Origin of the sequence: Geobacillus sp. ZGt-1 (assembly GCF_001026865.1) — a bacterium.
In the GTDB taxonomy this organism is placed as follows: domain Bacteria; phylum Bacillota; class Bacilli; order Bacillales; family Anoxybacillaceae; genus Geobacillus; species Geobacillus thermoleovorans.
The window spans coordinates 1-23,273 of record NZ_LDPD01000009.1 but is presented as its reverse complement, the minus strand read 5'-3'; the positions used below and the strand labels follow the sequence as shown (position 1 = coordinate 23,273).

Sequence of the window (23,273 nt, the reverse complement as noted above, 5' to 3'; positions counted from 1 at the left end):
GCCAACATGGCTACCAAACAGGAGCTTGAGGACGTAAAGAACAACCTAATGAAAGAATTAGATCATGTCAAAGCCAATATGGTCACGAAGCAAGAGTTTGTTTTCGTCCAACAAGCAGTGCTTGAAACAAATGAAATCGTTAAGAAAATAGAACAAAACATGGAAAAGCACGAACGGATTTTAGATCTTCTTTCTAGGCGTTCGATTGAACAAGAAGCAGCAATTTCCAGCATTCGTCTTATTAAGGCACCATAAGCAAGGAGAGAGCATCCCTCCCTACCTTTCTTAGGTGTGGCCGCCTTTTATAGTAAGGAAGAAACGTCTCCATCGGAATGCGCTTGGCGATTTCGTAAACTACATGAGCCATATGATCCAATGGAATGATATCGCTTGGCAACGTGAGGTGATCCACGGTACACTCTTCAAAAATATGATGATGTGTCATAAAAGAATCGCTCCTTTTTCGGTGATAGTGGTTTATGGTGACTCTATTCTGCCAGAAAACGAACGATTCTCTTCTATATTATTTCGTGTAAAAACGGGCTAATCCCAAAACGCATTCGCGTTTTGGGTCAGCCCGTTTTTGTTATTCTTCCTCCGCCAAATTCGCCACCGACAGCTCTTCCCCTTCGCCGTGAGTTGGTTTGCGCAAATGGAACATCGCTTTGATGGCAAAGACAAGCAAGGCGGCGACGCCGATCAAAAAGATCGTATCCGGAACAAAGCGGACAAGCAGCAAGTTTTGGACGATATCTTGTTGTAAGAACGAAGGTGAACGCGACGCCCAATAGCCATTGACAAACGCTTCCTTAATTTGCAAAATCCCGACCGGAAGCAGCGTGATGGCGATCATGCCGGCCAATCCAATGTTTAACATCCAGCATGAGAACTTCAGCCATTTGTCATTCCACGCCTCTGGTTTGACAATGTTGCGCAGCGAGTAAAGGAGCACGGCGATCGCAAACATGCCATACACGCCCATCATCGCTCCGTGGCCGTGAGCCGGCGTTAAGAATTGCCCGTGTTCAAAGTAGCTGACCGCCGGCAAGTTGATCAGAAAGCCGAGCACCCCTGCGCCGACCAAGTTCCAGATCGCTGTGGAGATCAAGAACCAGAATGTGGCCTTATACGGGAAGTTGACCCCGCCGTCGCGCATCATTTTATATTGTTCGTACGCTTCTAAAATAAGGAGCGTAAGCGGAATGACCTCGAGCGCCGAGAACACCGCGCCAAGAGCGATCCATACTTCCGGCGAACCGTTGTAATAATAGTGGTGGCCGATGCCGATCACACCGCTGCCCAATAAAATCGTAAATTGGAAGTAGAGCGCTCTGACCGTCGATTTTTTCGTCACCAATCTCATTTGTACGAGCAAGAACCCGATGACGACAACAGCAAACACCTCGAAAATGCCTTCCACCCATAAGTGGATGATCCACCAGCGCCAGAAGTCAGCCATCGTAAAGTTCGTATCCGGCTCGATAAAGAACGCGAAGATGTAAAAGAACGGAACGGCGATGGCCGAATAAAACAGCAAGTGGATGAGCCCGCCTTTGTCGCTTTCTTGCTTCAGCCCGCGTTTGACGCCGCGGAAGACGATGACCAGCCAAAGCAGCATGCCGACGACTAGAATAATTTGCCAAACGCGGCCAAGTTCGATGTATTCCCAACCTTGGTGGCCAAACAAGAACCAGCTGTTCCCTAAGTAGCCGTTGACGCCGAGCCATTGGCCGATCATGCTGCCGCCGACAAGGACGACAAGCGCCCAGAAGAGCAAATCAACAAGCAGCCCTTGCTTTTTCGGTTCTTGCCCACCGACAAGCGGGGCGATGAAAATCCCCATGCCAAGCCATGCGGTCGCAATCCAGAAAATCGCCAGCTGCAAATGATACCCTTTGGCGATGTTAAACGGCAATAGGTCATGGATCCATTTGATGCCAAAGAAGCTGTCTGGTTCTGTATAGTAGTGGGCGAGCAGCGCCCCGAACATCGTTTGGACGAAAAAGAGCGCCGATACAACGACGAAATATTTGCCCGCTTTCACTTGCGACGGAGTCAGCGGCTGCCGCCGCAAATCGATGACTGGAAACTTCCCTTCTGCATACGCTTCTTGCATGCTTAACTGATAGCGGTGGAACACATACAAAATGATCCCGATGAACAAAATCAAAATCGTGACGCTCGCGCCGCTCCACCATACCGCGGAAAACGACATCGTATTGCCGGCGTCCTCATAGTACGGCCAGTTGTTCGTATAGGTGATGTGGTCGCCAAGTCTTGGCGTGCTTGACAGCCAAGCGGTCCAGAAGAAAAAGTCGGCAATTTGCTTGATTTGGTCGCCGTCCGCGACCCAAGCACGGCCTGATTTTGGCATGTCGCTTTCTTTGATCAATCCTTTTTTCAATCCCCAACCATCGCCATTGGTGAACACGTCGCGGTAATAGTCGCGCACTTTTTCCAACCCGTATACTTGCGCATCTGTCAGGACGAGAACATCCGTAACCGGGTTGTAGCGATTTTTTCGCATTTCCTTGATGACTTGTTCGCGGATGATCGTTTTCTCATCGGCGGTTAAATCGGCAAACGGTTTGTGATACCGCTCTTTTNCTTTGTAATCTTGCATGCCTTCCGTATAAATTTTCAACGCTTCCGCCGTATAGTCCGGCCCCATATACGACCCATGCCCAAGCACGGTTCCGTAATCCATCAGCCCGTATTTTTGGAAGACGGCCTGCCCGCCGATGATCGTTTCTTTCGTCATCAACACTTGGCCGTCTTCACTGCGCACTTCCTTCGGCCTCGGCGCCATTTCTTTAAAAATCCAATATCCGCCGACAAGCAGGACGGTAAAGCTGATCACAATAGTGAAAATGAGAATCGATTTGAGAAAACTGTTGGTCGTTTGCCGCCCCGGCCGCATGTTGGGGCGAACGGATCGATGAACTTCCATATGAGCCAACCTCCTTCTCGTTTGTTCGCCCCCATTGTAGCGCGCTGATCGTTCGGCGGTNTGTGAGCCGGGGCAAATGTCCGTTATGATTTATATCACAGCTTTATGGCGTGAGAATGTATACAATGAAGGCAGAAAAGGCCAAACGGCGCGGATGTTCAAAAAGAGAAAAGCATTGATGCTCTGTTGACAGCCGCCACACTTTTGTCACATTTCCAAAGGAGAGAACGCCATGGCGAACCATTGGATGAAAGACCGCTTAAAAGCTGTTCCGTTGTTTCGTGAACTGTCCGATTACGAGCTTGATTCGCTGGTTGCCATTTCCCACGTGCGCGTTTACAAGCCGCGGACGTTTGTCTTTATGCAAGGCGACCCGCTCGAGCGAGTCTATTTCATTCATTCCGGCACGGTAAAAATTTATAAAACGGACTTCAGCGGGAAAGAACAAATCGTTTCGATTTTGCAGACGGGAGAAATGTTTCCGCATGCCGGCTTTTTCTTAAAAGGCACCTATCCGGCCCACGCCGAAGTGGTCGAGGAAGCGACATTGATCGCGATCCCGATCCACGATTTCGAACAAGTGCTGATGGCGAGCCCTGAACTTTGCATAAAACTGTTTCGCGTCATGGGCGAAAAAATCGTTGATTTGCAAAACCGGCTCGAAGCGCAAGTGCTCCACAATACGTACGAACAAATCGTGTTGCTTTTGTTGCGGCTGACGCGCACGAACGCCGTCAAACAAGGGAAGTGGCACCGTCTCACCGCCCATGTGACAAACCGCGAGCTGGCCAACATGATCGGCACCGCCCGGGAAACGGTGAGCCGCACGTTGAGCCAACTGAAACGGAAAGGGCTGATTGACGTCGACGAACACGGCTTTTATTTGATTGACCGCGAAGGGCTCGAACAAGAAATCTTTTTCTAACTCCTTTTCCCCATCGTCCGGCACCGGTCAGGATGCGCAATGGAGCTGATGGGGTTTCCTTTCAAACATTTCGACAAGCCCATCTTTCTGGAACATGCTATTCCGCCCTTTCAAACGAAAACGAAACCTTTNTTCCAAAGTGGAATATGTCATGTTTCGGCCGAAAGATGTGAGCTATATCACAACATTCCACAGTGAAAATGATTATCATGATAGTCAAAAAGGAGGGAAAGCGCATGGGTGTGACGATTGAACTCGATGTACGCGAAGATTTGCGGCAGAAACGTGAGCCGTTTGAAAAAATTATGAACGCCATCAAGCCGCTGCAGCCGGGCGATACGTTCATTTTACACGCCCCGTTCAAGCCGTTGCCGTTGTTTCCAATTATGAAAGCAAAAGGATTTGCGTACGAAGTGGAACAAATCGAAAAAAAACATTGGAAAGTAACGTTTGTGAAGCAGGGGGGATGACCGATGATCCTCGATAACCGCGGACTCGAGCCGCCGCAGCCGATGATGCGGACGCTCGCTGCCCTCGCTAAGCTGAATCCTGGGGAGACGCTGACGATCATTAACGATCGCCGCCCGATGTTTTTGTACGAGCAGCTTGACGAGCTTGGCTACCGGCACGAGACGGTCGCACGTGAAGACGGCAGTTTTGAAATCCGCATTACGAAAGGATGAGCAACGTGTTTCCTACTCGCACGGGGACGGAAACAGACGTCCGTCTTCCGTTCTCGTTTATCATGTTCGCCGTGTTGGCGTTCGCCGCGTCGCAGCTTATGTTGCTTGGAGCGATTCCCTCACTTAGCAGCGGCGCGTTCCGGCTGCCGTTCGTGTGGGCGGCGGCCCACCTGGCGTTGCTTGGCTTTGCATTGATGACGGCCATGGGGGCGATGTACCAGCTCGTTCCGGTCGCCTTTTTGACGCCGATTTGGAGCGAGCGGCTCGGTTTTTGGCAGTTTGCGATCACCGCTCTCGGCATCGTCGCCTTTGCCGCCAGTTTAGCGTTTACGCCAAACCAGGCGTTTCTCCCTGGCTTGCTTCTGCTGTTCGGCATCGTGCTGTTTGTCTGGCAAATGGCGATGACATTAAAACAACAAAAAAACAAAACGATCATGACGCTGTTTGTCGCGACTTCCTTGTTGTTTTTGCTGCTGACGGGCGCCGCCGGAGGGCTGCTTGCCTTTCACTTTTTCGCCGCCACAGGCGCCAACAGTCATGAAACGGTGTTCGGCTTGCATGTGCTGTTCGGGCTGTGCGGCTGGTTCACACTGCTCATCATAGGCTTTTCGTACAAAATGGCGCCGATGTTCTCGCTCGCCCACGGCTTTTCGCTGCGGCCGGCGCGTTACGTCTATGCGCTGTACATCAGCGGGATTGCTGTGGCGTTCGCCAGCTTATTCTTGCGAAGCCACGCATGGCTTGCAGCCGGTGCAGCCTTGCTCATGAGCGGATTCGTTGTTTTCGCCTGGCATATCCGCGCCATTTTGCAAAAGCGGATGAAAAAAACGCTTGACCGCCCGTTCCGCTTTTCGCTTTCGGCCATCGTCATCGGCCTTGTGCTGCACGTTGCCGCCTTTGTCGCCATCGTCGTCGGCAGCGGACGGCTGCTTGGCATCATTGTTTATCTATTCATTGTCGGCTGGATTCTCTTCAGCATCGTCGGCTATTTGTTCAAAATCGTGCCGTTTTTATGGTGGACGCATCGCTACAGCGAAAAAGTCGGCCAACAAAACGTGCCGACGTTAAAACAAATGATGAATGAGCGAGCCGTCACCGTCCAATGCCGCCTATGGCTCATCGCCCTCGCGCTGGCGGCCGTTGCGCTTGCTGTCGCGAGCGTGCCGCTGTTCGCCATCACTCAAGTGCTGTTGGCTGGATTAAGCGTTGCCTTTGCCGGAACGATTTTAACGGTCTTCCGAAAATAAGCGAATGAGGAGGAAAAGAACGATGGATGTCCGCGAACTTGCCATTCAACAGCTGAAAACGGTCCTTGATCCGGAGCTCGGCATTAACGTCGTCGATTTAGGGTTGATTTATGACTTAAAAATCGAAGATGGGCATATCAATGTCCTGATGACGCTCACGACCCCCGGCTGCCCGCTTCACGACTCGATCGCCGGCGGCGTCAAACGGGCGCTTGAGCACATTGACGGCATCCGTGACGTGCGCGTCCAAGTGACATGGAACCCGCCATGGACGCCGGAGCGAATGAGCGAAGAAGCGCTCCGGCAGCTTGGGCATTTTTCTTGAAACACTCCACTTTTTCCATCCCCTTTTCGCCGTTCGCCCGTGTTGGGCGGGCGGTTGTTTCATTGTTCTGCAACTGCTGAACACTCCCCGCCCTTTATTTTTGTATCATAATAGAAAAAACGAGAGCCATCGCTTGGCTATTTAAAGGAAAAACGAATCGAGGCCGCGAATCATATACCAAGAGGTGAGAGCGATGTTTGCCAAAATCGACGAGCTGAAACAACGGTTGGATGCGTTGCGCCCTTTGCCTCCAGGGTTGGTGAAAAACTTGCGGGAATCATTTCGGATCGAATGGACGTACCATTCGAACGCCATCGAAGGCAATACGTTAACCTTGCTGGAAACAAAGCTAGTCATAGAAGAAGGGATTACCATTGGCGGGAAACGGCTTAAGGAACATTTGGAAGCTATTAACCATGCGGAGGCGATTGACTTTATTGAAGAGTTAGTCGCAAACAAAGAACATTTGACTGAGCACGTGTTGAAACAGGTCCATTATTTAGTATTAAAGAGCATTGACAATGAAAATGCCGGGAAATATCGAACATACAATGTGCGCATTTCCGGCAGCTCGTACACCCCCCCTCACTTTTTGCATATACAAGATGAAATGAATCAATTGTTTTCTTGGTATGAAACGAATCAACATGCTCTTCATCCAATCGAACTGGCGGCTCGTTTCCATTTTCAGCTCGTATACATTCATCCATTTGCTGACGGAAACGGACGAACCGCCCGCTTAATGATGAATTTCATTTTAATGCAGCATGGCTATCCGCCCGCTATTGTGAAAGCAAACCCGGAACAGCGCCGGAAGTATTACGAAGCGTTGGAAAAAGCGAGCGTCAAAGGTGAGGTCACTCCGTTCATTCAACTGATCGCCGCATGTGTCGAAGAAAGCTTGCGCCATTACTTGTACGCTTTAGGGATGGAGGATTAACAACAGAGCGCAAACAAAACGACACGGAACAACGGGCATTTCCGTGTCGTTTGTTTTTCTCCTCCATGAGACCCGCCTCCGGTTGGCGTTTGATCGGCTATTCAAGCAACACGTTCCACAACCATGCCATCAAAGGAACGATGACAAAAAAGGCGAAGGCGATGTATCCGACATATCGAATCCACCGGGGAAATCCTCGCCAATCGAGGGCTTCCCGCTTCATCGCCCCTCCCGCGGCGATCCGATCCAACTCTTCGGCCGGCGAAAACACCCGGTCATCCATCCGTTGAATCTCTTCTGTCCGTTGCGTTTCATGCCTCTCTTCTTTTCGAGATCCCTTCATGACGCCCCTCTTCCCCACGATTTTCATGAACAGACCAAAACGATGGTTCCATCCAACAGCCGCTATCCCCAAACATTCAACCTAATCAGCTGTGATGTTTTCCTCTTCATTATACCGTCTCTCATCGTCAGAAAGCACCCATATTTTCCACGCATTTCATGAGAGAGGACAAATGCACTTCTTCTAAGTTGGACGATGTATCTCGCTGCCCGCAGCCCCGTCTCATTCCTTCACCCGCAATAGGCGCATGCTGTTGAGTGTCACTAGCAGCGTCGCGCCCATATCGGCGAACACCGCGAGCCAAAGGGTGAGCCAGCCCGGGACGGCGGCCACGAGTGCCAGCACTTTAAGCCCTAAGGCGACGGCGATGTTTTGCCGGATGACGGCAAGCGTTCGGCGCCCAAGGTGGACGGTGTACGGCAGCTGGCGCAAATCGTCGGCCATGAGCACAACATCGGCTGTTTCCAAGGCGGCATCCGTTCCCGCCCCGCCCATCGCCACACCAATATCGGCCGCGGCCAAGGCAGGGGCGTCATTCACCCCGTCGCCGACCATGGCGGTCATGCCGCAACGTTCTTTCAGCTCGCGGATCGCCGCCAGCTTCTGTTCCGGAAGGAGCTCGGCGCGAATATCGGATACGCCCGCTTGACGGCCGATGGCCTGTGCGGTTTGCTCGTGGTCGCCCGTCACCATCACCACTTCCGCCACCCCAAGGCGCCGCAGCGCGGCAACCGTTTCCGGGGCGGACGGCCGCAGTTGATCGGCCGCGGCGACAAGCCCCAACAGCCGATCGGCCGTGCCGACGGCCATCACGGTTTTTCCTTCGTCCCGAAAGGCAGAGATTTGCTTTTCCGCTTCATCGGGCAACTTCCCGATCCAACTGGTAAACAAAGCGGGGCTGCCGATATAGTACGTGTTCCCCGCAATCACCGCCTTCACTCCTTGGCCGGTGAGCGATTGAAACTCCTCGACGGCCACATCAAGAAACGGTGCTCCCTCTTCTTCCGCTTTGCGGACGATGGCAGAAGCCAAAGGGTGCTGCGACCGTTTTTCGATGGCGGCGGCGATGGCCAACAGCTGCTCACGTGTTCCTTCATACACGACGACATCGGTCACGGCTGGTTTCCCTTTCGTCAACGTCCCGGTTTTATCAAAGGCAACGGCACGCAGCCGGCCGATTTGTTCGAGATGCACGCCGCCTTTGATGAGCACGCCGCGCCGAGCCGCGTTTCCGATGGCCGTCACAATCGCCACCGGGGTGGAGATGACGAGCGCGCACGGGCAGCCGATGACAAGAACGGCAAGACCGCGGTAAATCCAATCAAGCCACTCCCCGCCCATCACGAGCGGCGGAACGATGGCGATCAGAAGCGCGGTCACGATAATAAACGGCGTATAATAGCGAGCAAACCGGTCGACGAACGCTTGCGACGGCGCCCGCTCCGCTTGCGCCTCTTCTACAAGATCAATCATTTTCGCCAATGTCGTTTCATCCGCCCGCTTTGTCACTTCAACTTCGAGGAATCCTTCTCCATTCAGCGTCCCGGCAAACACTGCATCCCCCACTGCTTTTTCCACCGGCAGACTTTCGCCGGTGATCGCCGCTTCATTCACTGTGGAGGCGCCGCTTATGACAATGCCGTCCAAAGCGATTTTTCCACCCGGCTTGACGATCATGACATCCCCGACGCGAACGTCTTCGACCGGAACGGTCACCTCCTCCGCACCGCGCCGAATCGTCGCTGCAGCGGGCGCCATCTCCATCAACGAGGCGATCGACCGCCGTGCTCGATCCATCGAGTAGCTCTCGAGCGCTTCGCTGATGGCAAATAAAATGACAACGACTGCTCCCTCTTGCCATTCGCCGATCGCCGCCGCACCGAGAATAGCGATCGTCATTAATGTTTTCATATCAAACTGCCAGCGGGCCAGATTCCGGAGCCCCGTCCAGAACAGGGAGTAGCCGCCGATCACGATCGCCGCCAAATACATCGCAATCGCCAGCATCCCCTTGTACGCCGCATCGGCCGCAATGCCAATCAGAAGCAATACAGCAGAGACAAGGACGTTCCTGTTCTCTTTCTTCTTCCAAAACGGCTCCCGCCTGGCCGGGCGTTCGCGTTCTTCACAAATGGTCAACTGTTCAAACGCCCCCGCTTGCTCAAGTTCATCAATCGTCGCCTCGCCCCAAACGGTGAGCTTGGCGGCTCCGAAATTCACTTTCGCCTCTTTCACGCCGGGCAAGGATTTCACGTTTTGCTCAAACTTAGCTGCGCAGTTTGTGCACGTCAGTCCTTGCACGTGGTATGTTTTTGCCTCGAGCCGATCCAATGTTTGTTCATTCCCCACGGCCGTCCCCCTCTTTCCGATGGGCGAGCGCGACAAGCAGCAGCTCGCGGATATGGTCATCATCCAGTGAGTAAAAGGCAAGTTTTCCCTCTTTCCGGTATTTCACGATTCCTTGTTTGTACAAGATGCGCAAATGATGCGATGTCGTCGCCACCGTCGCACCAATGACGTTCGCTAGGTCACAGACGCACAACTCCTCTTCACCGCAAAGCGCATACACGATCTTCGCCCGATTTTCGTCGGCAAGCGCCTTGAAAAACGGCACGATCGCGGCAATGTTTTCATCACGAAGCCGCCGCTGAACCCGCTCGACCTTCTCTTCGTCATAACAGTAAACGTCGCACACATCATGACGGTGCATTCCTTCTCGCTCCTTGTCAATATTCAAATATTCGTTTGAATATAGAATAGCATATCTCCCCCTTATATTCAAATATTCATTTGAATAAAAAATGTGTTCAAACGAAAAATCCGCCTTTTTTGTTTTTAAAAGGCGGATTCCCTCTTGTGAAGCACGCTTTAGCTGACCACAAACATGTTCGTTTCCTCATTGCCGATTTTGCTTACACATGCTCGCGAAACCAGCGCACCGTCTCCAAAAACGCTTCACGCGTCACTTTATGGCCGGCGTGCGGGTCAGCGATGAATTGCAGCCGGTCTTCGTTTCCTTCATAAAGTGGTTTAATTTGCTTGTAAAACTCATATGTATAAGCATACGGGACGACTTGGTCGGCTTTCCCGTGCCAGATGAACAGCGGCCGGCCGTCGAGTTTTTCCGGCTGCTTGGATAAATCGTAGCGGGCGAGCTTTTCTTTTTCGAGCGCAAGCAGCGTCGGCGGCAGCGGAATGTCGATTTGGCGCCGCTTTCCTTCTTCAATCATCTCATCAAAAAAGGCGCTGTAGTTCGGGCAGCCCATGAGCGCCACCGCCGCCCTCACCCACGGATAGACGGCGAGCGCGCCGAACGTGACGATTCCGCCCATCGATGTCCCAGCGAGCCCAATCCGTTCTCGGTCAGCCAGCCCGCGGCTTACAAGGTCGTTTTTCATCTCCTCGATTTCGGTGATCGTGCGCACAACAATGTCCCAAAACGACAGCTGCAATTTCCGTTCGCTCAAGCCTTCGTCCCGTTCACCGTGAAACAGCGCGTCGGGAAGCACAGCGCGGTAGCCCGCCTCGGCGAGCAAGTAGCCGAAATGCAAATTATGTTCTTTGGCGCTCGTAAAGCCGTGGATAAAGAAAATCAGCGGCAGCCGTTCGTCCCGCTTTTCCGGCTTGACAACGTGAAGAACCGGCACGCCGGCCAACTGTTCCTGTTCAATGATCACCATGGTTGCACAAACCCCTTTTCTTTTTCCATCGCTGTATAGTTTACCATATGGACAGCGATTTTGGAAAAGAGTTACACTATGTAGTGTAAAGAATAACGAGGGCAAAGGAGTCGGACATGAAGCCGTATTTAATCGCGTTGGATTTGGATGGAACGTTGCTCAAAGAGGATAAAACGATTTCTCCATTTACCAAAGACGTCATCCGCCGCGCCATCGACGCCGGCCATTTTGTTGTCATCGCCACCGGCCGCCCGTACCGGGCAAGCTCCATGTACTACGAAGAACTTGGCCTTGCAACGCCGATCGTCAATTTCAACGGCGCGTTTGTCCACCATCCGCGCCAGCCGTCGTGGGGCATGCACCATTACCCGCTGCCGCTTGCGATCGTCAAAGACATTGTTGAAATCAGCGAATCCTATGGAATCAAGAATATGATGGCCGAAGTGTTAGACGATGTCTATTTCCACCAACATGACGAGGTGTTGCTTGACATCGTCCGCCTTGGCAACCCGACCGTGGAAATCGGTGATTTGCGCCGCTCGCTCGGCAAAGATCCGACGAGCGTGCTCGTGTACACGGACGATGATCATATCGAGCGGATTCAATCACACTTAGCGAATGTATACGCCAACGTCATCCACCAACGGCGCTGGAGCGAACCGTGGCATGTCATTGAAATCATCCGCCATGGCGTCCATAAGGCTGCAGGCTTAAAACAAGTCGCCGACTATTTTGGCATCCCAAGGGAGCGCGTCATTGCTTTTGGCGATGAAGACAACGACCTCGAGATGATCGACTGGGCCGGTCTCGGTGTTGCGATGGGCAACGCCATCGAACCGTTGAAAACCATTGCCGACGATGTGGCAAAAACCAATGAAGAAGACGGCGTCGGTGTATATTTGCAGGATTTGCTTCGTTTGTAGTTTCCATCGCGGCGGCTTCCGAGCCGCCTTTTTTGGCGCCGTCGATTAAGATGGATGAAAAAGCGCGTTTCTCCAAAATGTTCATGAACAGAAAAAAGAACTGTTTCGATGCTGCTCCGTTGGCGAACGCTTTGCTGGAGCGTTTTCCGCGTTCCATCACCAGCCTTATCTGCTTCCTACAATCTAAACGCTGGCTGATGCTTCTCTTTTCGCCTTGCTCCAACCGCCTCGCCGCTTTGTAGAGCGACTTGTGTTGTAACGAATTTCCTTACTACTGTTCCCCCCGTGCGGTTACACTATACGTGACGCAACGCGCGTCTTCATATTTTAAAGGGGGAATCCGTCATGGGCAAACGAAACAAATCGAAGCGTTTCGTCCAACAAAGCGTCGATGCGGTTGAACGGCATGACAAGCGAATCCCTTATCATTTAACGTACGCCGAGGCGGAAGCGCGCAAAGCGGAAAAAGCGATGGAAACGTCGCTTGGAGGAGCGTAGCGATGGGCAACCGCCTGTTCCAAGAGGCGCGCAAAGCGGTCGCGCAGGCCAAACAAGCGGCTAACGGCGAAATCGACATGAACGTCGACCGCGCCATTGCCATCGCCAAAAACGCCTTGTCATCTGCCTATGCGCATTCCAACACGGCGGAAAAAGCGCAGTTGCGTCAATTTCAAGCCGAGCTTGATGAGCTCACCCACTAAACGGCTGCGGTTTCCCGCAGCTGTTTCTTTCGCCCGCTCGAGATTTTCCATTGTATTCCGTCCGAAAAACCGCTACACTAAGAGAAGATAATGAATCGCTGTTCACCGGCCAAAATCGTCCGTTCATTCGATGCGGCTATACTATATTCATTTTTGTTCACAAAAAGGGGGACGAACCATGCCCATTCAAATCATCACCGACAGCGGAGCCGATTTGCCGCAGTCGTACATCCGCGAGCATCAAATCGCCTTTTTGCCGCTTGTCGTTCATTGGAACGGCCAAGATTACGAAGACGGCATCACGATCGAGCCGAAGCAAGTATATGACGCCATGCGCCAAGGGCATACGGTGAAAACGGCACAGCCAAGCCCACTGGCGATGAAGGAGCTGTTTTTGCCGTATGCCAAAGAAAACCGGCCATGCCTTTACATTGCCTTTTCATCGAAATTATCCGGTACATACCAAACGGCGATGGCCGTCCGCAGCGAGCTGCTTGATGAATATCCGGAATTTCGCCTGACGATCATCGACTCGAAATGTGCCTCTCTTGGCCAAGGGCTCGCCGTCATGAAGGCAGTCGAGCTGGCGAAACAAAACACACCGTACAACTTGCTTTGTGAAACGATCGAGGCGTATTGCCGCCATATGGAACACATTTTCACCGTTGACAACTTGGATTACTTGGCGCGCGGCGGCCGCATCAGTAAAGCCGCCGCGGCGTTCGGCGGGCTGCTGAACATTAAACCGCTTCTCCATGTCGAAGACGGGGCGCTTATTCCGCTCGAAAAATGGCGCGGGCGAAAAAAAGTGTTAAAGCGCATGGTCGAGTTGATGGGCGAGCGCGGCGACGATCTGCAAAAGCAAACGATCGGCATCAGCCATGCCGATGACGAAGAAACCGCCTTGGAGCTGAAACAAATGATCGAAGAAACGCACGGCTGCACGCGCTTTTTCCTCTCCGACATCGGCAGCGCCATCGGCGCACACGCCGGACCGGGGACGATTGCCCTCTTTTTTCTGAACAAATATATTGAGATCTGACGCCTTTCCCGCCGGACAAAACACGGGCGCCTGCACAACACAGGCGCCTGTCCTCATCACCGAAGTTGATCAAGAAGGTTGTAGTAGTAGTACGTTTTGGACCGCATCCGGCCATCCGAGAAAATGAGTTGCTGTTCCTCAAACCGATTCAAATAGCGCCGAACCGTCGCTTCCGGCAAACCGGTCAACTCCGCCATCATGTTCGCGGTAAAAATCGGGTGCTGGAACATGACATTGACAACGGTTCGAATATTATGGCTGTTCACAAGCGCACTTGCCTTTTCCAAATCCTCTTCATACAAATCGTTTACTTTTTGAATCAATCGAACATTTTGTTTCGCTTGTAAATGGACGCATTGCAAGAAAAACTGAATCCATTGCGTCCAGTCGCCTTTGTAGCGGGTATCATTCAAATAGCGGTAATACTTGTGCTTATCCCGTTCAAGCACATCGCTGACAAAAAAGTTCGGGTAATCGATGACACCCTTACTATACAAATAGAGCGGAATCAAAATTCTTCCAATCCGACCGTTTCCGTCCAGAAACGGATGAATCGTTTCGAACTGCGCATGAATTATGGCTACTCTCACTAATTCATCATAATCATCGTTCGGTTCATGAATGTATTTCTCTAAATTTGACATATACTCATTGACAAGATGCGGCTCCGGAGGAATGTAAGCGGCTGTTTCAATCGTGCATCCTTCCGGACCGAGGAAATTTTGCACCCTTCGGAATTCCCCTGGCGACCGATGGGATCCGCGTACATCGTTTGACAACAAAATTCGATGCAACTGCTTAAACAACCGAGTCGAAATCGGGATCTCTTTCAGCGCATCCATCCCTGCCACTAATGCTTCATAATAGTTTAATGCTTCTCGCACATCGCTGTTCGCTTTTCTGCTTTGTGCTTCAGTCTCCATCACTTCATCCAATGTCACTTGTGTCCCTTCAATTTTCGTCGACTGCACCGCCTCCTTCAGCATGATCGGCCTGAGCAGAAATCGCGGATGCAGCTTTGAATGCCGCAGCATCGTTTGATACTCAACCATCGCCTTATTCGCTTCGATCAATTCGCGAAGAAAACGCATTTGATTCACGACATCTTCGCTAAGAGGAAGCTTGAAGGGGACAAACGGTTTTCGTTTCATTTTTCATTCCCCTTTACGAACATTTTAGATAAAAAATGATCGTTAAACACCTATATCTACCCTATTACAAACATTTATCTCTATTTTTGTACTTAATTATACTCTGAAGCGAACCATTTGTTAAGAAAAATTCTCAATTTATCTTTCCACAAACTACCTTCCCCTATTTCCATATAGTTCATTTCCATTTACCGCATACTAATGATGGACGATCGAAACAAAAGGAGGGGGCTGCCGATGCCAAACACAAGCGACAATGACAAAAAAGCGCGCGACAACCAAGCGAAGCGCCATGAGAAAAACATGATGCGCGAGAAAAACCGCGAAGCCGGGAAGTTCGCGTATTCGAAGAAGACGGATCATTTGTGAGCAAAATGACAAAAAAGGCGGCCGAAACACCGCCTTTTTCACATTGTTCCCCCTGCATCAAGTCCCGCTTTCAGCATGGTGCTACATGCCGGCCTCTTCCGGATAAAGGACGAAACTAACCTTCTTGCCCCTTTGATCATTGTTGTCTTTCCTCCCACCTTTTTCTATAATGAAAGTANATCACACGCCCGGGAGGTCACGTATGTCGAAAGAAAGTTCGTTTGATATCGTATCCAAAGTCGATTTGTCGGAAGTGGCGAACGCCATTAACATCGCCATGAAAGAAATCAAAACGCGCTACGACTTCAAAGGAAGCAAAAGCGACATTTCGCTCGAGAAAGACGAGCTCGTTCTCATCTCCGACGACGAGTTTAAGCTTGAGCAGCTGAAAGATGTGCTCATCGGCAAGCTCATTAAACGCGGGGTGGCGACGAAAAACATCCAATACGGCAAAATCGAGCCGGCCGCAGGCGGCACAGTGCGCCAGCGCGCCAAGCTTGTCCAAGGGATCGACAAAGAAAACGCGAAAAAAATCACCACGATCATCAAGAACACCGGCTTGAAAGTGAAAAGCCAAGTGCAAGATGACCAAATTCGCGTCAGCGGCAAAAGCAAAGACGACTTGCAAAAGGTGATCGCCGCCATTCGCGAAGCGGATTTGCCGATTGAGGTGCAGTTTGTGAATTATCGATAAGCGGATGAGGCAAGCCTCCATCCGCTTTTTGTTTTACAAGCAGAACGATAGAAAATTTGAAGGAGAAGCCAGCTGGCAAGCTCCCTATAATTCTTATAGCAAGAAAAAAACAGCTCATCTTTTGGGAAAAGCGAGCGCATGATATCAGGTACTGAAGTAAGCAGGCGGCCTCTACATGCTAACCACCGCCCAACGAGCACACCAAACACAATGAAGGCGAGTGCCATGTCGACAATCGGCTCGGCGAGTCGCATCGCTTCTCCTTCCCCACCGGAGCGGCCAAGCGCCGCAGCAATTAAAGCAAGACGGATAAAATGGTCCTTAATCCGTTATCGATATTTCTGGATGGTGAATATCCACGATGTGCGTCTTCACTGTGCCCCCGAGATGACGGCGTATGGAGGAAGCCAATTCTTCCAGCGCTTGGTAAAGAACCTCATTCCTTGTTTCATCAATCGATTCGATGCAAAGGAAGGCGTGCTTCGTCTGTTCGGTGAGCATCGTTCGTTGGGCTTCCCGCCAATTCCAGCAGCGGCATATGGCGCCCACGTCATCTTTATACACGATTTCTCCTTCATACGGCGGGTCGTTTTCCTCGCCTCCCAACGGGATGAACGGTTCATGACCATCCGCCAGCGCCAGCCGGATGTCGCCGACAAACGTGTCGATATCCTCCCCTCCGCATGGAAGCCCGTAACGCAATGAAACAGAATTATAAATATCCACAAGCGGGTTGATCGTTCGGATGTGCTGACCGTTTTTCACTCGTTTCAGCAGCGCTTCAACCGAACAACGCGCCCCTTTTTTCGTTTTGAATCGCCGAAACGCCTCTCGCCAAACAACGATGACGGGGTTGCGGCTCAATTCTTCAAACTCCAGGAATTTCCGCGCCTCTTTCTCCGCCTCTCGCAGCATTTGTTCGTAAACGCTGGCATTCTTGATGCCGTTGTCAATCCCTTGGGCAACGACCACACCGATTTTGGCGTGGGGAAATATGGCCCAAACATCGTCTTCAACAACAAAACGTGTCATCATCCACTCCTCCATTCTCTTACGGTTTTGAAGGGCTCGCCAAGGCGGAGAATAGTCCTAACAAGATATAGCAACAGCCCGCCACCCGGTTCATCACCTTCATGCTTCCTTTCTTGGCAGCCAGCCGTTTGCGGATGCCCGCGGCCAACATGGCGTACAAGCTGTCATTTAGCAAGGCGAGAACAACAAATATCGCCCCTAAAAGCAAAAATTGACCAGCCACCAATCCAGCAGAAGGCGAAATAAATTGCGGAAAAAAGGCAAGAAAAAAGAGCGCTGTTTTTGGATTGGTCACTTCGACAAATAGAGATTCGTAAAACACTTGCGCCAATGTTTTCTCCTTGGCCTTCGTGTTCGGGATTTCCTCATCCTTGGTGGAAGCAAAAAATAACGTTTTGCCTCCCAAATAGATAAGATAAACGGCTCCTAAATATTTGATCATCGTAAAGGCAGCCGCCGATGTCATCAAAATCGCGGAAACGCCCACGGCTCCAAGGACAACATGGACAGCGCCACCCAATGCCACGCCAAACACCGCTACAACTCCTGCTTTCGTTCCTTGACCGATGCTTCTAGACACAATGTACAATACCGCCGGTCCGGGGACGATGAGCAGTGCCGCGGCTGCCACTATAAACACACCGATCGTCGAAAGCCCCATCCTCACATCTCACTCCTTCATTTTCTATTTCACTGCTGTTGCTTTTTCATCAGGGAAGCGATTCGCTTTTCGTTTTCAAATGGCATTTGCTCGAGTTGCTTGATGATCCGTTCTTGTCGGTATGCAGGATGATTTTGGCTTAACTTGGCTTTTCCCTCGATTCGCTTGATGATGATTTTGAAGGCTTGAATTCCTTTGTTCATGCCGGACAGCATCCCGGCATCGACCTCTGACAGCTGGTAACGGCTGCCCGGCGCTTCGTATTTTTCTACCATATCGTGCAGCGACTGCATGATTTCTTCTTCATCGTCGATCAACTCCACGTTCCCGTACACATGGACATTCACATAATTCCATGTTGGCACCGCCTGGTTCGTTTCATACCAGGAAGGAGAAATATAACAATGCGGACCGTGGAAAATCGCCAAGACCGTCTGACGTTGAATGTCGTTCCATTGCGGATTAGAACGGGCAAAATGGCCGTACAAACACGTTTTCTCCCGATCGAGCAACAGCGGCAAATGGGTAGCAAACAGCTCCCCTTGATGCATCGACACCAAGGTGGCAAAACTGTTCTCCTCGATCACCTCATAGACGACAGACATATCGTTGATGGCAAAATGCTTCGGAATATACATCAGTCCTCTCCCCCATCTTTTCAATTACAGCATTCCATTCTTCACAATGTATAATATAATCAAAACTGACATAAAAAAAGTGACAATAACAAAAAAATAAACATGTCAGGAGGATGAACATGAAGACGATCATTTTTGACTTGAAGGACGGCTCGCCTAAATACAAGCAAATCTACGAAAAATTGAAATCATTGATTGAACAAGGCGACATTCAAGCCAATGAGCCGCTACCTTCCATTCGCCAACTCGCCGAATCATTGAATGTCAGCCGGAACACAACTTTAATGGCTTACGAACAGCTGGTAGCGGAAGGATATATTCGCGTGGAAAAACGAAAAGGGTATTTTGCCAATGAAGTGGAACCTCTTTTCATTCCAAAAGCCCGCATTTCTGCACGCCAATCGGCAAGGGAAGCAGCAACGTCCGTTGTTGTCGATTTTCGCGCCGATACCGTCGATGCCGATCATTTTCCCGTTAAAGCATGGAGAAGAATTTCCAATCAAGTATTGACGGCCAAAGGATGTTTCCGCTATGGGGATCCGTTTGGGGAATTATGCTTGCGCAAGCAAATCGCCATCTACCTTCTCGAATCCCGCGGGGTGATCACAGAGCCAAACGCCATCATCATCGGAAGCAGCACGCAGCAAATGCTTCTCTCCCTTGGCTATATTCTAAAAGATGAATTCAACAGCGTGATCGTCGAAGACCCTGGTTATGACGGCGCCAGAGAAGCGTTTTTGTTTCACCGCTTTCAGCTGGAAACGGTGCCTGTTTCCGAAACCGTCATCGATCTTTCACCGCTCGAGAACAGGCGATCGCGGCTCATCTATGTCACCCCTTCACATCAAAGCCCGATGGGAGTCAGCATGCCGATCCAGCAACGGCACAGGCTCATTCAATGGGTGAACAACGTCGATGGCTATATTATCGAGGACGATTACGACAGCGAATTCCGTTACACGCAAAAGCCGTTTCCTGCTCTTGCTTCCATTGATTCCACAAAAGTCATTTATCTGGGCAATTTCTCAAAATCGTTTCTGCCTGGGATTCGCTTAAGCTACATGGTGTTGCCGCCGTCGCTTTTGTACCGTTATCAGCAGCAGTTTCGCCTTTTCGAAAGCACTGCGTCCATCCTCAGCCAATTGGCGATGGCCAAATTTATGGAGGAGGGGGAATGGGGCCGCCATATTAAACGCATGCGCCTCGTGTACAAACGAAAAATGGAGCATTTAACATCACTACTGCGAAAAGCATTTGGGGATATGATCTCCATTATTGGCGAACAGTCCGGTTTATACGTGTTAATCAAAGTTCATTCCGATTGTTCAGAAGAACAGCTACTTCAACGCGCCCTATCGTGTGGGGTAAAAGTGTATCCCACTTCGCGCTATTTTGTGAACCAACGGCCAGACCGACCCATGATCAAGCTCGGTTTTAGCGGCTTGTCGCTCGAGGATATTGAGCTTGGAGTAAAACTGCTCAAAAAAGCATGGTGTTGACGACGACTTCACGGAAAACGCCCCTCTTTTTACACAAGCTCACGGAATCCCTGTCTTGGCGTGTATTTTTGATCGGTTTCTAATGTCACGTTAATTTTAAATATTTACATTTTTTTGTTTTTTTGTATAATACACTAAAGGGGAAAGAGAATATGGGTGGAAAAAATCATAGACCATTTAATATGTGGTGCAAAATTGATATAGCTATTGAATTTTCTACCAGTATTTCTACAGAGCTTTTCTATCGACTGGAAGGACATGGTTCTCTTACTGTGGTCCCTCCTATTCCAACAAGTGACGACATACTAAAACATGCTCCGTCTCAAGTCCCAGCGAGTTGGTAATAATCCTTTCGGGTGGTCCTCAAGATTTTTCAAGACCACCCTAGCTTATTAAATGGAAAGGGTAGAAAAAAATGATTGCCGTGCAAGACGTAAACAAAATCTATCCGCCAAACCGCCAAGTATTACATAATGTTTCCCTTGAACTGGTTGAAGGGGATCGACTTATTCTTTTAGGGCCGAATGGAGCCGGAAAAACTACTTTAATAAGATGCATCATCGGGCTTACTGCACCAGACAGCGGCAGCATCTATGTCAATGGAGTAGATGTTGTCCGCCATCCAGATGAAGCGCGCGAGTCGATTGCGGTCGTATTTGAAGAAGCTGACAACTCCTATTCTTATTTAACTGTTTTGGAAAATCTCTTATACTTCGGCTTGCTGAACAAATGGAGTCGTGCTGAAGCAAAACGAAGAGCCGAACGAATGATGGCCGTGTTGAATCTAACCCCATACGCTGAGCGTCTTACCCAAACCCTTTCACGTGGGATGAAACAAAAACTGGCATTTGCGATCGCCTTAATGAAAGGAGCGCCGTTTTTGTTCCTTGATGAGCCAACTCTTGGCCTTGATGTTGAGTCGCAACATCATATCCGAACCATGTTAACGGAAGAAAACCAATGGTGGAAAGCCGTTCTCATCACCACCCACGACATTCCTTTTGCCCACGCCGTTGGAAATAAGTTTGTCTTTATTCAAGGCGGAAAAATCGTTTGGAGCGGCACGAAAGAACATTTTTCAACTCCAGCCGACCTTGAAACTCATTTTTTGGCCGCTATTCGTTCCAACCTATCCGTCTAAGGAGGTGAGTCGGTTGCCCCTGCAAATCTTGAATGTAGTATTGGCTTCCTTTTTGAAAAAAAGGGCAGAGTATCGTCGGTATTGGTTCGATTTTACCGTTGGCCTTATCATTAAATTTGTCTTTTTTCTCGGTACGCTGTACGCAAGCCCGATACAAACCGGAAAGGAAGCGACGCTCAAACTGTTCGGTTTCAGCCTTTGGTACTTAAGCGCTCATTTGATCTCAAAGCTCGGCAACACGGTGATCGAGGAAGCGTATCTCGGCACGGCAGAGCAGGTACTTTCCACCAAGACTCCCCCATGGCAAGTTTTAATGGGCGTAGTGATCGCGGAAATCGCATTATCATCCGTGTGGGTAGTGCTCTTTTTCATCTGTGCGGCTTTGATGATTGGATTTTCCGAAATTCTCTCGGGAATATTATCCATGATAACGGAGATCGTCGTATTTGGCGGCGTAAGCCTAATCGGGATGACGGGAATCGGTGTGTTCATTTTAGGACTGTCCCTTCGCTTAAAACAAGTCGGAGCCGTTACCGAGGTGCTGCTTTATTATTTATTAATCTTCTCAGGTTTTTTTCTATCTTCAAATTTATTGCCGACAGCCTTTCATATTCTCAACTACTTTTCTCCCCTTTCTTGGGCCGTGCAAGGAGTGAATGAAGGATGGCCCGTATTCTTTCCTGCTCTCGGCATCTCGCTATTATGGCTGGCCATGGGCTCATTAGTCTTGAAGCAACAATGGCATTGGGCGAGAAAAAACGGAAAAATCGGAAGCTACGTATAAAAGAGCGGACGTTATCCCTCACATTTCGCACCCTTTCGGCGAAAATCGAGAGGATGTTTTCGCGACCATGCCGAATGAATCCTCCGCACTCAGGGAAAGCAAAGGAGTTTTCATAACACGGACGTCTTTCGTGAAGGGGACTCTCTTTATTTACAACGCCGCCTGCGAACATCAATTTATGAACACGGGCAAAGAAGAGTGCCGCTATGATCTGATTATTCACTCGCCTGCTTCGAAAACATGACCCATAGTCATGTCCGCCCAAGGCGTTGCTTTTTTTGCTTTTTGCCGTCACATAGAAAGAAATCACAGCATCGACGGCGAATAAAAGAGATGGCATTTCTTTGACGGAGGTGTGTGAATGAACATCGGCCAAGAATATTTGCGAGTGGTGCGCGCACGCTTTGTTGACATGAAAAAGACCGCCGAACGGGCTATGGACCAATGTTCGGAGGAACAGCTGTTCCATTGCTTTCATGAGGAGGCCAACAGCATCGCCATCATTGTCAAACATATGAGCGGAAATATGGTGTCGCGCTGGACAGACTTTTTGTCGTCGGATGGGGAAAAACCGGACCGAAACCGCGATGATGAGTTTATCAACGACTTCCATACGCGCAAAGAAGTGCTGGCTTGCTGGGAAAAGGGGTGGTCTGCTTTCTTTCAGACGCTGAACGAACTGCAAGAAACGGATTTGTTGCGGACAGTCACGATCCGCGGCGAACCCCATTCCGTCATCGAAGCCATTGAGCGGCAAATGTACCATTATTCGTATCATATCGGGCAAATCGTCTATATCGCGAAACAGCTGAACGCAAACAACTGGAAAACACTGACCATACCAAGAAATCGAAAAACAACATAAGCAGCTTCTGATTCGAATGATCATGCAAACGCCATCCGCCCCTCAGAACCGTCAGTCGATAAAGGCGGATGGCTTTTTTTTGCAGCTTGGCGTTTCTCTACAATCATACCGATCTAAATCGTGGTCATCGTCTGGAAAGTTTCACAATGCCGACCAACAAACAAACCATCCCCACTCCCCACGCCAGCCCCGCCTTGCCAAGAAGGAGGGAGATTTCTTCGGATGCCTGCACATGGGTAAGATCAAAGGAAATCGCCTTCAGCGCAAATGAAACAGCCAGAGACAGCAACAAGAAATGGGCCAATATCCACAGAAACGCCCGCCCCTCTCGATTCCTTCGCCAAAGAAAAACGATTGTCGCAACCGCGATCAACATCACAACCGAAAAGCCGCCGATGAGCATATCCATCACATTTTCTTCCATAGGCAAATGATTGGGCAACGTTCCCACCTCCTCTTTTTCATCATATCATGTCTTTCTATTCTTCTTCCCTGCGTCCGATCCCTTCTTGTATGTGAAGCCGCCCATGGGCTTCTTCGTTCCCGCGCGCTAGGGAAGCGGCGCAACCCTTTACGCAAACGCCAAGCAGGCGCCCATCTCCCTATTGCAGAGGGCGGCGCCTGCTCTGATTGTATAGATGCAATGTAAAGCTTTAACACTTTTCGTTTTTACCGGTCAT

The 23,273-nt window shown here is 50.3% G+C and carries 26 protein-coding genes and 3 pseudogenes; 18 read left to right on the top strand and 11 right to left on the bottom strand.

The window, feature by feature from the left end:
• Nucleotides 1–255: pseudogene (locus VU18_RS03185) on the top strand (hypothetical protein); the annotation flags it as partial.
• 331 nt (nt 256–586) lie between these two features.
• Here the strand turns inward: VU18_RS03185 and VU18_RS03175 are convergent.
• Together VU18_RS03175 and VU18_RS19020 are read right to left on the bottom strand one after the other, a co-directional pair.
• A pseudogene (locus VU18_RS03175) lies at nt 587–2,606 on the bottom strand (nitric-oxide reductase large subunit); the annotation flags it as partial.
• Nucleotide 2,607: 1 nt separating this feature from the next.
• A pseudogene (locus VU18_RS19020) lies at nt 2,608–2,950 on the bottom strand (nitric-oxide reductase large subunit); the annotation flags it as partial.
• Between the two features lie 232 nt (nt 2,951–3,182).
• Here VU18_RS19020 and VU18_RS03170 point away from each other — a divergent pair.
• The 6 genes from VU18_RS03170 to VU18_RS03145 all read left to right on the top strand — a co-directional run bounded on the left by VU18_RS03170 (nt 3,183) and on the right by VU18_RS03145 (nt 7,070).
• On the top strand, nt 3,183–3,875 hold the full coding sequence (locus VU18_RS03170; protein ID WP_011230259.1) for a Crp/Fnr family transcriptional regulator: 693 nt from the start codon (nt 3,183–3,185) through the stop codon (nt 3,873–3,875).
• Between the two features lie 236 nt (nt 3,876–4,111).
• Nucleotides 4,112–4,345, top strand: coding sequence for a DUF2249 domain-containing protein (locus VU18_RS03165; protein ID WP_021322551.1), 234 nt, complete (start codon nt 4,112–4,114; stop codon nt 4,343–4,345).
• Between the two features lie 3 nt (nt 4,346–4,348).
• A complete protein-coding gene (locus VU18_RS03160) occupies nt 4,349–4,558 on the top strand; it encodes a DUF2249 domain-containing protein (RefSeq protein WP_013146125.1) in 210 nt (69 codons plus the stop codon).
• Nucleotides 4,555–5,805 carry a membrane protein gene (locus VU18_RS03155; protein ID WP_020279206.1) on the top strand — a complete coding sequence of 417 codons (1,251 nt, stop codon included), beginning with the start codon at nt 4,555–4,557 and terminating at the stop codon, nt 5,803–5,805. The genes VU18_RS03160 and VU18_RS03155 overlap by 4 nt, the downstream gene beginning before the upstream one ends.
• Before the next feature lie 22 nt (nt 5,806–5,827).
• Nucleotides 5,828–6,130 (top strand): metal-sulfur cluster assembly factor, encoded by a 303-nt coding sequence (locus tag VU18_RS03150; RefSeq protein ID WP_011230255.1) that lies wholly within the window; start codon nt 5,828–5,830, stop codon nt 6,128–6,130.
• A 193-nt stretch (nt 6,131–6,323) separates the two neighbouring features.
• Nucleotides 6,324–7,070 carry a Fic family protein gene (locus tag VU18_RS03145; protein WP_011230254.1) on the top strand — a complete coding sequence of 249 codons (747 nt, stop codon included), beginning with the start codon at nt 6,324–6,326 and terminating at the stop codon, nt 7,068–7,070.
• A gap of 97 nt (nt 7,071–7,167) precedes the next feature.
• Here the strand turns inward: VU18_RS03145 and VU18_RS03140 are convergent, their stop codons facing one another.
• From VU18_RS03140 to VU18_RS03125, 4 genes are all read right to left on the bottom strand, one after another.
• Nucleotides 7,168–7,413, bottom strand: coding sequence for a hypothetical protein (locus VU18_RS03140; RefSeq protein ID WP_011230253.1), 246 nt, complete (start codon nt 7,411–7,413; stop codon nt 7,168–7,170).
• A 222-nt stretch (nt 7,414–7,635) separates the two neighbouring features.
• A complete protein-coding gene (locus VU18_RS03135; RefSeq protein ID WP_021322548.1) occupies nt 7,636–9,762 on the bottom strand; it encodes a heavy metal translocating P-type ATPase in 2,127 nt (708 codons plus the stop codon).
• On the bottom strand, nt 9,752–10,123 hold the full coding sequence (locus VU18_RS03130) for a metalloregulator ArsR/SmtB family transcription factor (RefSeq protein WP_011230251.1): 372 nt from the start codon (nt 10,121–10,123) through the stop codon (nt 9,752–9,754). Before VU18_RS03130 ends, VU18_RS03135 begins: the two co-directional genes overlap by 11 nt.
• 202 nt (nt 10,124–10,325) lie before the next feature.
• Nucleotides 10,326–11,093: an alpha/beta fold hydrolase gene (locus tag VU18_RS03125; RefSeq protein WP_011230250.1), complete on the bottom strand. Its 768-nt coding sequence runs from the start codon at nt 11,091–11,093 to the stop codon at nt 10,326–10,328.
• A gap of 116 nt (nt 11,094–11,209) precedes the next feature.
• On the opposite strand from VU18_RS03125, the gene VU18_RS03120 reads away from it, so the two are divergent.
• The 5 genes from VU18_RS03120 to VU18_RS03110 all read left to right on the top strand — a co-directional run bounded on the left by VU18_RS03120 (nt 11,210) and on the right by VU18_RS03110 (nt 13,759).
• A complete protein-coding gene (locus VU18_RS03120; RefSeq protein ID WP_021322547.1) occupies nt 11,210–12,016 on the top strand; it encodes a Cof-type HAD-IIB family hydrolase in 807 nt (268 codons plus the stop codon).
• A 50-nt stretch (nt 12,017–12,066) separates the two neighbouring features.
• On the top strand, nt 12,067–12,258 hold the full coding sequence (locus VU18_RS19015; protein ID WP_128082656.1) for a hypothetical protein: 192 nt from the start codon (nt 12,067–12,069) through the stop codon (nt 12,256–12,258).
• A gap of 103 nt (nt 12,259–12,361) precedes the next feature.
• Nucleotides 12,362–12,514 (top strand): hypothetical protein, encoded by a 153-nt coding sequence (locus VU18_RS18300; protein ID WP_011230248.1) that lies wholly within the window; start codon nt 12,362–12,364, stop codon nt 12,512–12,514.
• A 2-nt stretch (nt 12,515–12,516) separates the two neighbouring features.
• Nucleotides 12,517–12,717, top strand: coding sequence for a DUF3813 domain-containing protein (locus tag VU18_RS03115; RefSeq protein WP_014195081.1), 201 nt, complete (start codon nt 12,517–12,519; stop codon nt 12,715–12,717).
• Nucleotides 12,718–12,895: 178 nt separating this feature from the next.
• Complete coding sequence (locus VU18_RS03110) at nt 12,896–13,759, top strand: DegV family protein (RefSeq protein ID WP_020279201.1); 864 nt, start codon at nt 12,896–12,898, stop codon at nt 13,757–13,759.
• Between the two features lie 56 nt (nt 13,760–13,815).
• Here the strand turns inward: VU18_RS03110 and VU18_RS03105 are convergent, their stop codons facing one another.
• On the bottom strand, nt 13,816–14,910 hold the full coding sequence (locus VU18_RS03105; protein ID WP_011230246.1) for a Fic family protein: 1,095 nt from the start codon (nt 14,908–14,910) through the stop codon (nt 13,816–13,818).
• A gap of 237 nt (nt 14,911–15,147) precedes the next feature.
• On the opposite strand from VU18_RS03105, the gene VU18_RS17180 reads away from it, so the two are divergent.
• Together VU18_RS17180 and VU18_RS03100 are read left to right on the top strand one after the other, a co-directional pair.
• A complete protein-coding gene (locus VU18_RS17180; protein ID WP_008879040.1) occupies nt 15,148–15,279 on the top strand; it encodes a DUF3941 domain-containing protein in 132 nt (43 codons plus the stop codon).
• A 202-nt stretch (nt 15,280–15,481) separates the two neighbouring features.
• Entirely contained in the window at nt 15,482–15,973 is a 492-nt protein-coding gene (locus tag VU18_RS03100; RefSeq protein WP_011230245.1) for a YajQ family cyclic di-GMP-binding protein, read from the top strand.
• Nucleotides 15,974–16,294: 321 nt separating this feature from the next.
• Here the strand turns inward: VU18_RS03100 and VU18_RS03090 are convergent, their stop codons facing one another.
• The 3 genes from VU18_RS03090 to VU18_RS03080 are packed head-to-tail and all read right to left on the bottom strand — an operon-like array spanning nt 16,295 to nt 18,304.
• Nucleotides 16,295–17,005 (bottom strand): B3/4 domain-containing protein, encoded by a 711-nt coding sequence (locus VU18_RS03090; RefSeq protein WP_011230244.1) that lies wholly within the window; start codon nt 17,003–17,005, stop codon nt 16,295–16,297.
• Between the two features lie 19 nt (nt 17,006–17,024).
• Nucleotides 17,025–17,666, bottom strand: a complete 642-nt coding sequence (locus tag VU18_RS03085) for a LysE family translocator (RefSeq protein WP_014195068.1) — start codon at nt 17,664–17,666, stop codon at nt 17,025–17,027.
• A 29-nt stretch (nt 17,667–17,695) separates the two neighbouring features.
• Entirely contained in the window at nt 17,696–18,304 is a 609-nt protein-coding gene (locus VU18_RS03080; protein WP_011230242.1) for an FMN-binding negative transcriptional regulator, read from the bottom strand.
• Between the two features lie 119 nt (nt 18,305–18,423).
• Between VU18_RS03080 and VU18_RS03075 the strand changes: the two genes are divergently transcribed.
• The 4 genes from VU18_RS03075 to VU18_RS03060 all read left to right on the top strand — a co-directional run bounded on the left by VU18_RS03075 (nt 18,424) and on the right by VU18_RS03060 (nt 22,593).
• Nucleotides 18,424–19,803 (top strand): PLP-dependent aminotransferase family protein, encoded by a 1,380-nt coding sequence (locus VU18_RS03075; RefSeq protein ID WP_021322545.1) that lies wholly within the window; start codon nt 18,424–18,426, stop codon nt 19,801–19,803.
• Between the two features lie 415 nt (nt 19,804–20,218).
• Nucleotides 20,219–20,944, top strand: a complete 726-nt coding sequence (locus tag VU18_RS03070; protein ID WP_011230240.1) for an ABC transporter ATP-binding protein — start codon at nt 20,219–20,221, stop codon at nt 20,942–20,944.
• A gap of 4 nt (nt 20,945–20,948) precedes the next feature.
• On the top strand, nt 20,949–21,728 hold the full coding sequence (locus VU18_RS03065; protein ID WP_223812640.1) for an ABC transporter permease: 780 nt from the start codon (nt 20,949–20,951) through the stop codon (nt 21,726–21,728).
• A 361-nt stretch (nt 21,729–22,089) separates the two neighbouring features.
• Nucleotides 22,090–22,593, top strand: coding sequence for a DUF1572 domain-containing protein (locus tag VU18_RS03060; RefSeq protein WP_011230237.1), 504 nt, complete (start codon nt 22,090–22,092; stop codon nt 22,591–22,593).
• Nucleotides 22,594–22,717: 124 nt separating this feature from the next.
• Here the strand turns inward: VU18_RS03060 and VU18_RS03055 are convergent, their stop codons facing one another.
• Nucleotides 22,718–23,035 (bottom strand): hypothetical protein, encoded by a 318-nt coding sequence (locus tag VU18_RS03055; protein WP_089135005.1) that lies wholly within the window; start codon nt 23,033–23,035, stop codon nt 22,718–22,720.
• Between the last annotated feature and the right edge of the window lie 238 nt (nt 23,036–23,273).

Excerpts from the sequence above, each read along its gene's own strand:
- VU18_RS03170 (WP_011230259.1), top strand. The coding sequence starts at position 3,183 with ATGGCGAACCATTGGATGAAAGACCGCTTAAAAGCTGTTCCGTTGTTT.
- VU18_RS03165 (WP_021322551.1), top strand. The coding sequence starts at position 4,112 with ATGGGTGTGACGATTGAACTCGATGTACGCGAAGATTTGCGGCAGAAA.
- VU18_RS03160 (WP_013146125.1), top strand. The coding sequence starts at position 4,349 with ATGATCCTCGATAACCGCGGACTCGAGCCGCCGCAGCCGATGATGCGG.
- VU18_RS03155 (WP_020279206.1), top strand. The coding sequence starts at position 4,555 with ATGAGCAACGTGTTTCCTACTCGCACGGGGACGGAAACAGACGTCCGT.
- VU18_RS03150 (WP_011230255.1), top strand. The coding sequence starts at position 5,828 with ATGGATGTCCGCGAACTTGCCATTCAACAGCTGAAAACGGTCCTTGAT.
- VU18_RS03145 (WP_011230254.1), top strand. The coding sequence starts at position 6,324 with ATGTTTGCCAAAATCGACGAGCTGAAACAACGGTTGGATGCGTTGCGC.
- VU18_RS03140 (WP_011230253.1), bottom strand. The coding sequence starts at position 7,413 with ATGAAGGGATCTCGAAAAGAAGAGAGGCATGAAACGCAACGGACAGAA.
- VU18_RS03130 (WP_011230251.1), bottom strand. The coding sequence starts at position 10,123 with ATGCACCGTCATGATGTGTGCGACGTTTACTGTTATGACGAAGAGAAG.
- VU18_RS03125 (WP_011230250.1), bottom strand. The coding sequence starts at position 11,093 with ATGGTGATCATTGAACAGGAACAGTTGGCCGGCGTGCCGGTTCTTCAC.
- VU18_RS03120 (WP_021322547.1), top strand. The coding sequence starts at position 11,210 with ATGAAGCCGTATTTAATCGCGTTGGATTTGGATGGAACGTTGCTCAAA.
- VU18_RS19015 (WP_128082656.1), top strand. The coding sequence starts at position 12,067 with ATGGATGAAAAAGCGCGTTTCTCCAAAATGTTCATGAACAGAAAAAAG.
- VU18_RS18300 (WP_011230248.1), top strand. The coding sequence starts at position 12,362 with ATGGGCAAACGAAACAAATCGAAGCGTTTCGTCCAACAAAGCGTCGAT.
- VU18_RS03115 (WP_014195081.1), top strand. The coding sequence starts at position 12,517 with ATGGGCAACCGCCTGTTCCAAGAGGCGCGCAAAGCGGTCGCGCAGGCC.
- VU18_RS03110 (WP_020279201.1), top strand. The coding sequence starts at position 12,896 with ATGCCCATTCAAATCATCACCGACAGCGGAGCCGATTTGCCGCAGTCG.
- VU18_RS03105 (WP_011230246.1), bottom strand. The coding sequence starts at position 14,910 with ATGAAACGAAAACCGTTTGTCCCCTTCAAGCTTCCTCTTAGCGAAGAT.
- VU18_RS17180 (WP_008879040.1), top strand. The coding sequence starts at position 15,148 with ATGCCAAACACAAGCGACAATGACAAAAAAGCGCGCGACAACCAAGCG.
- VU18_RS03100 (WP_011230245.1), top strand. The coding sequence starts at position 15,482 with ATGTCGAAAGAAAGTTCGTTTGATATCGTATCCAAAGTCGATTTGTCG.
- VU18_RS03090 (WP_011230244.1), bottom strand. The coding sequence starts at position 17,005 with ATGACACGTTTTGTTGTTGAAGACGATGTTTGGGCCATATTTCCCCAC.
- VU18_RS03085 (WP_014195068.1), bottom strand. The coding sequence starts at position 17,666 with ATGGGGCTTTCGACGATCGGTGTGTTTATAGTGGCAGCCGCGGCACTG.
- VU18_RS03080 (WP_011230242.1), bottom strand. The coding sequence starts at position 18,304 with ATGTATATTCCGAAGCATTTTGCCATCAACGATATGTCTGTCGTCTAT.
- VU18_RS03075 (WP_021322545.1), top strand. The coding sequence starts at position 18,424 with ATGAAGACGATCATTTTTGACTTGAAGGACGGCTCGCCTAAATACAAG.
- VU18_RS03070 (WP_011230240.1), top strand. The coding sequence starts at position 20,219 with ATGATTGCCGTGCAAGACGTAAACAAAATCTATCCGCCAAACCGCCAA.
- VU18_RS03060 (WP_011230237.1), top strand. The coding sequence starts at position 22,090 with ATGAACATCGGCCAAGAATATTTGCGAGTGGTGCGCGCACGCTTTGTT.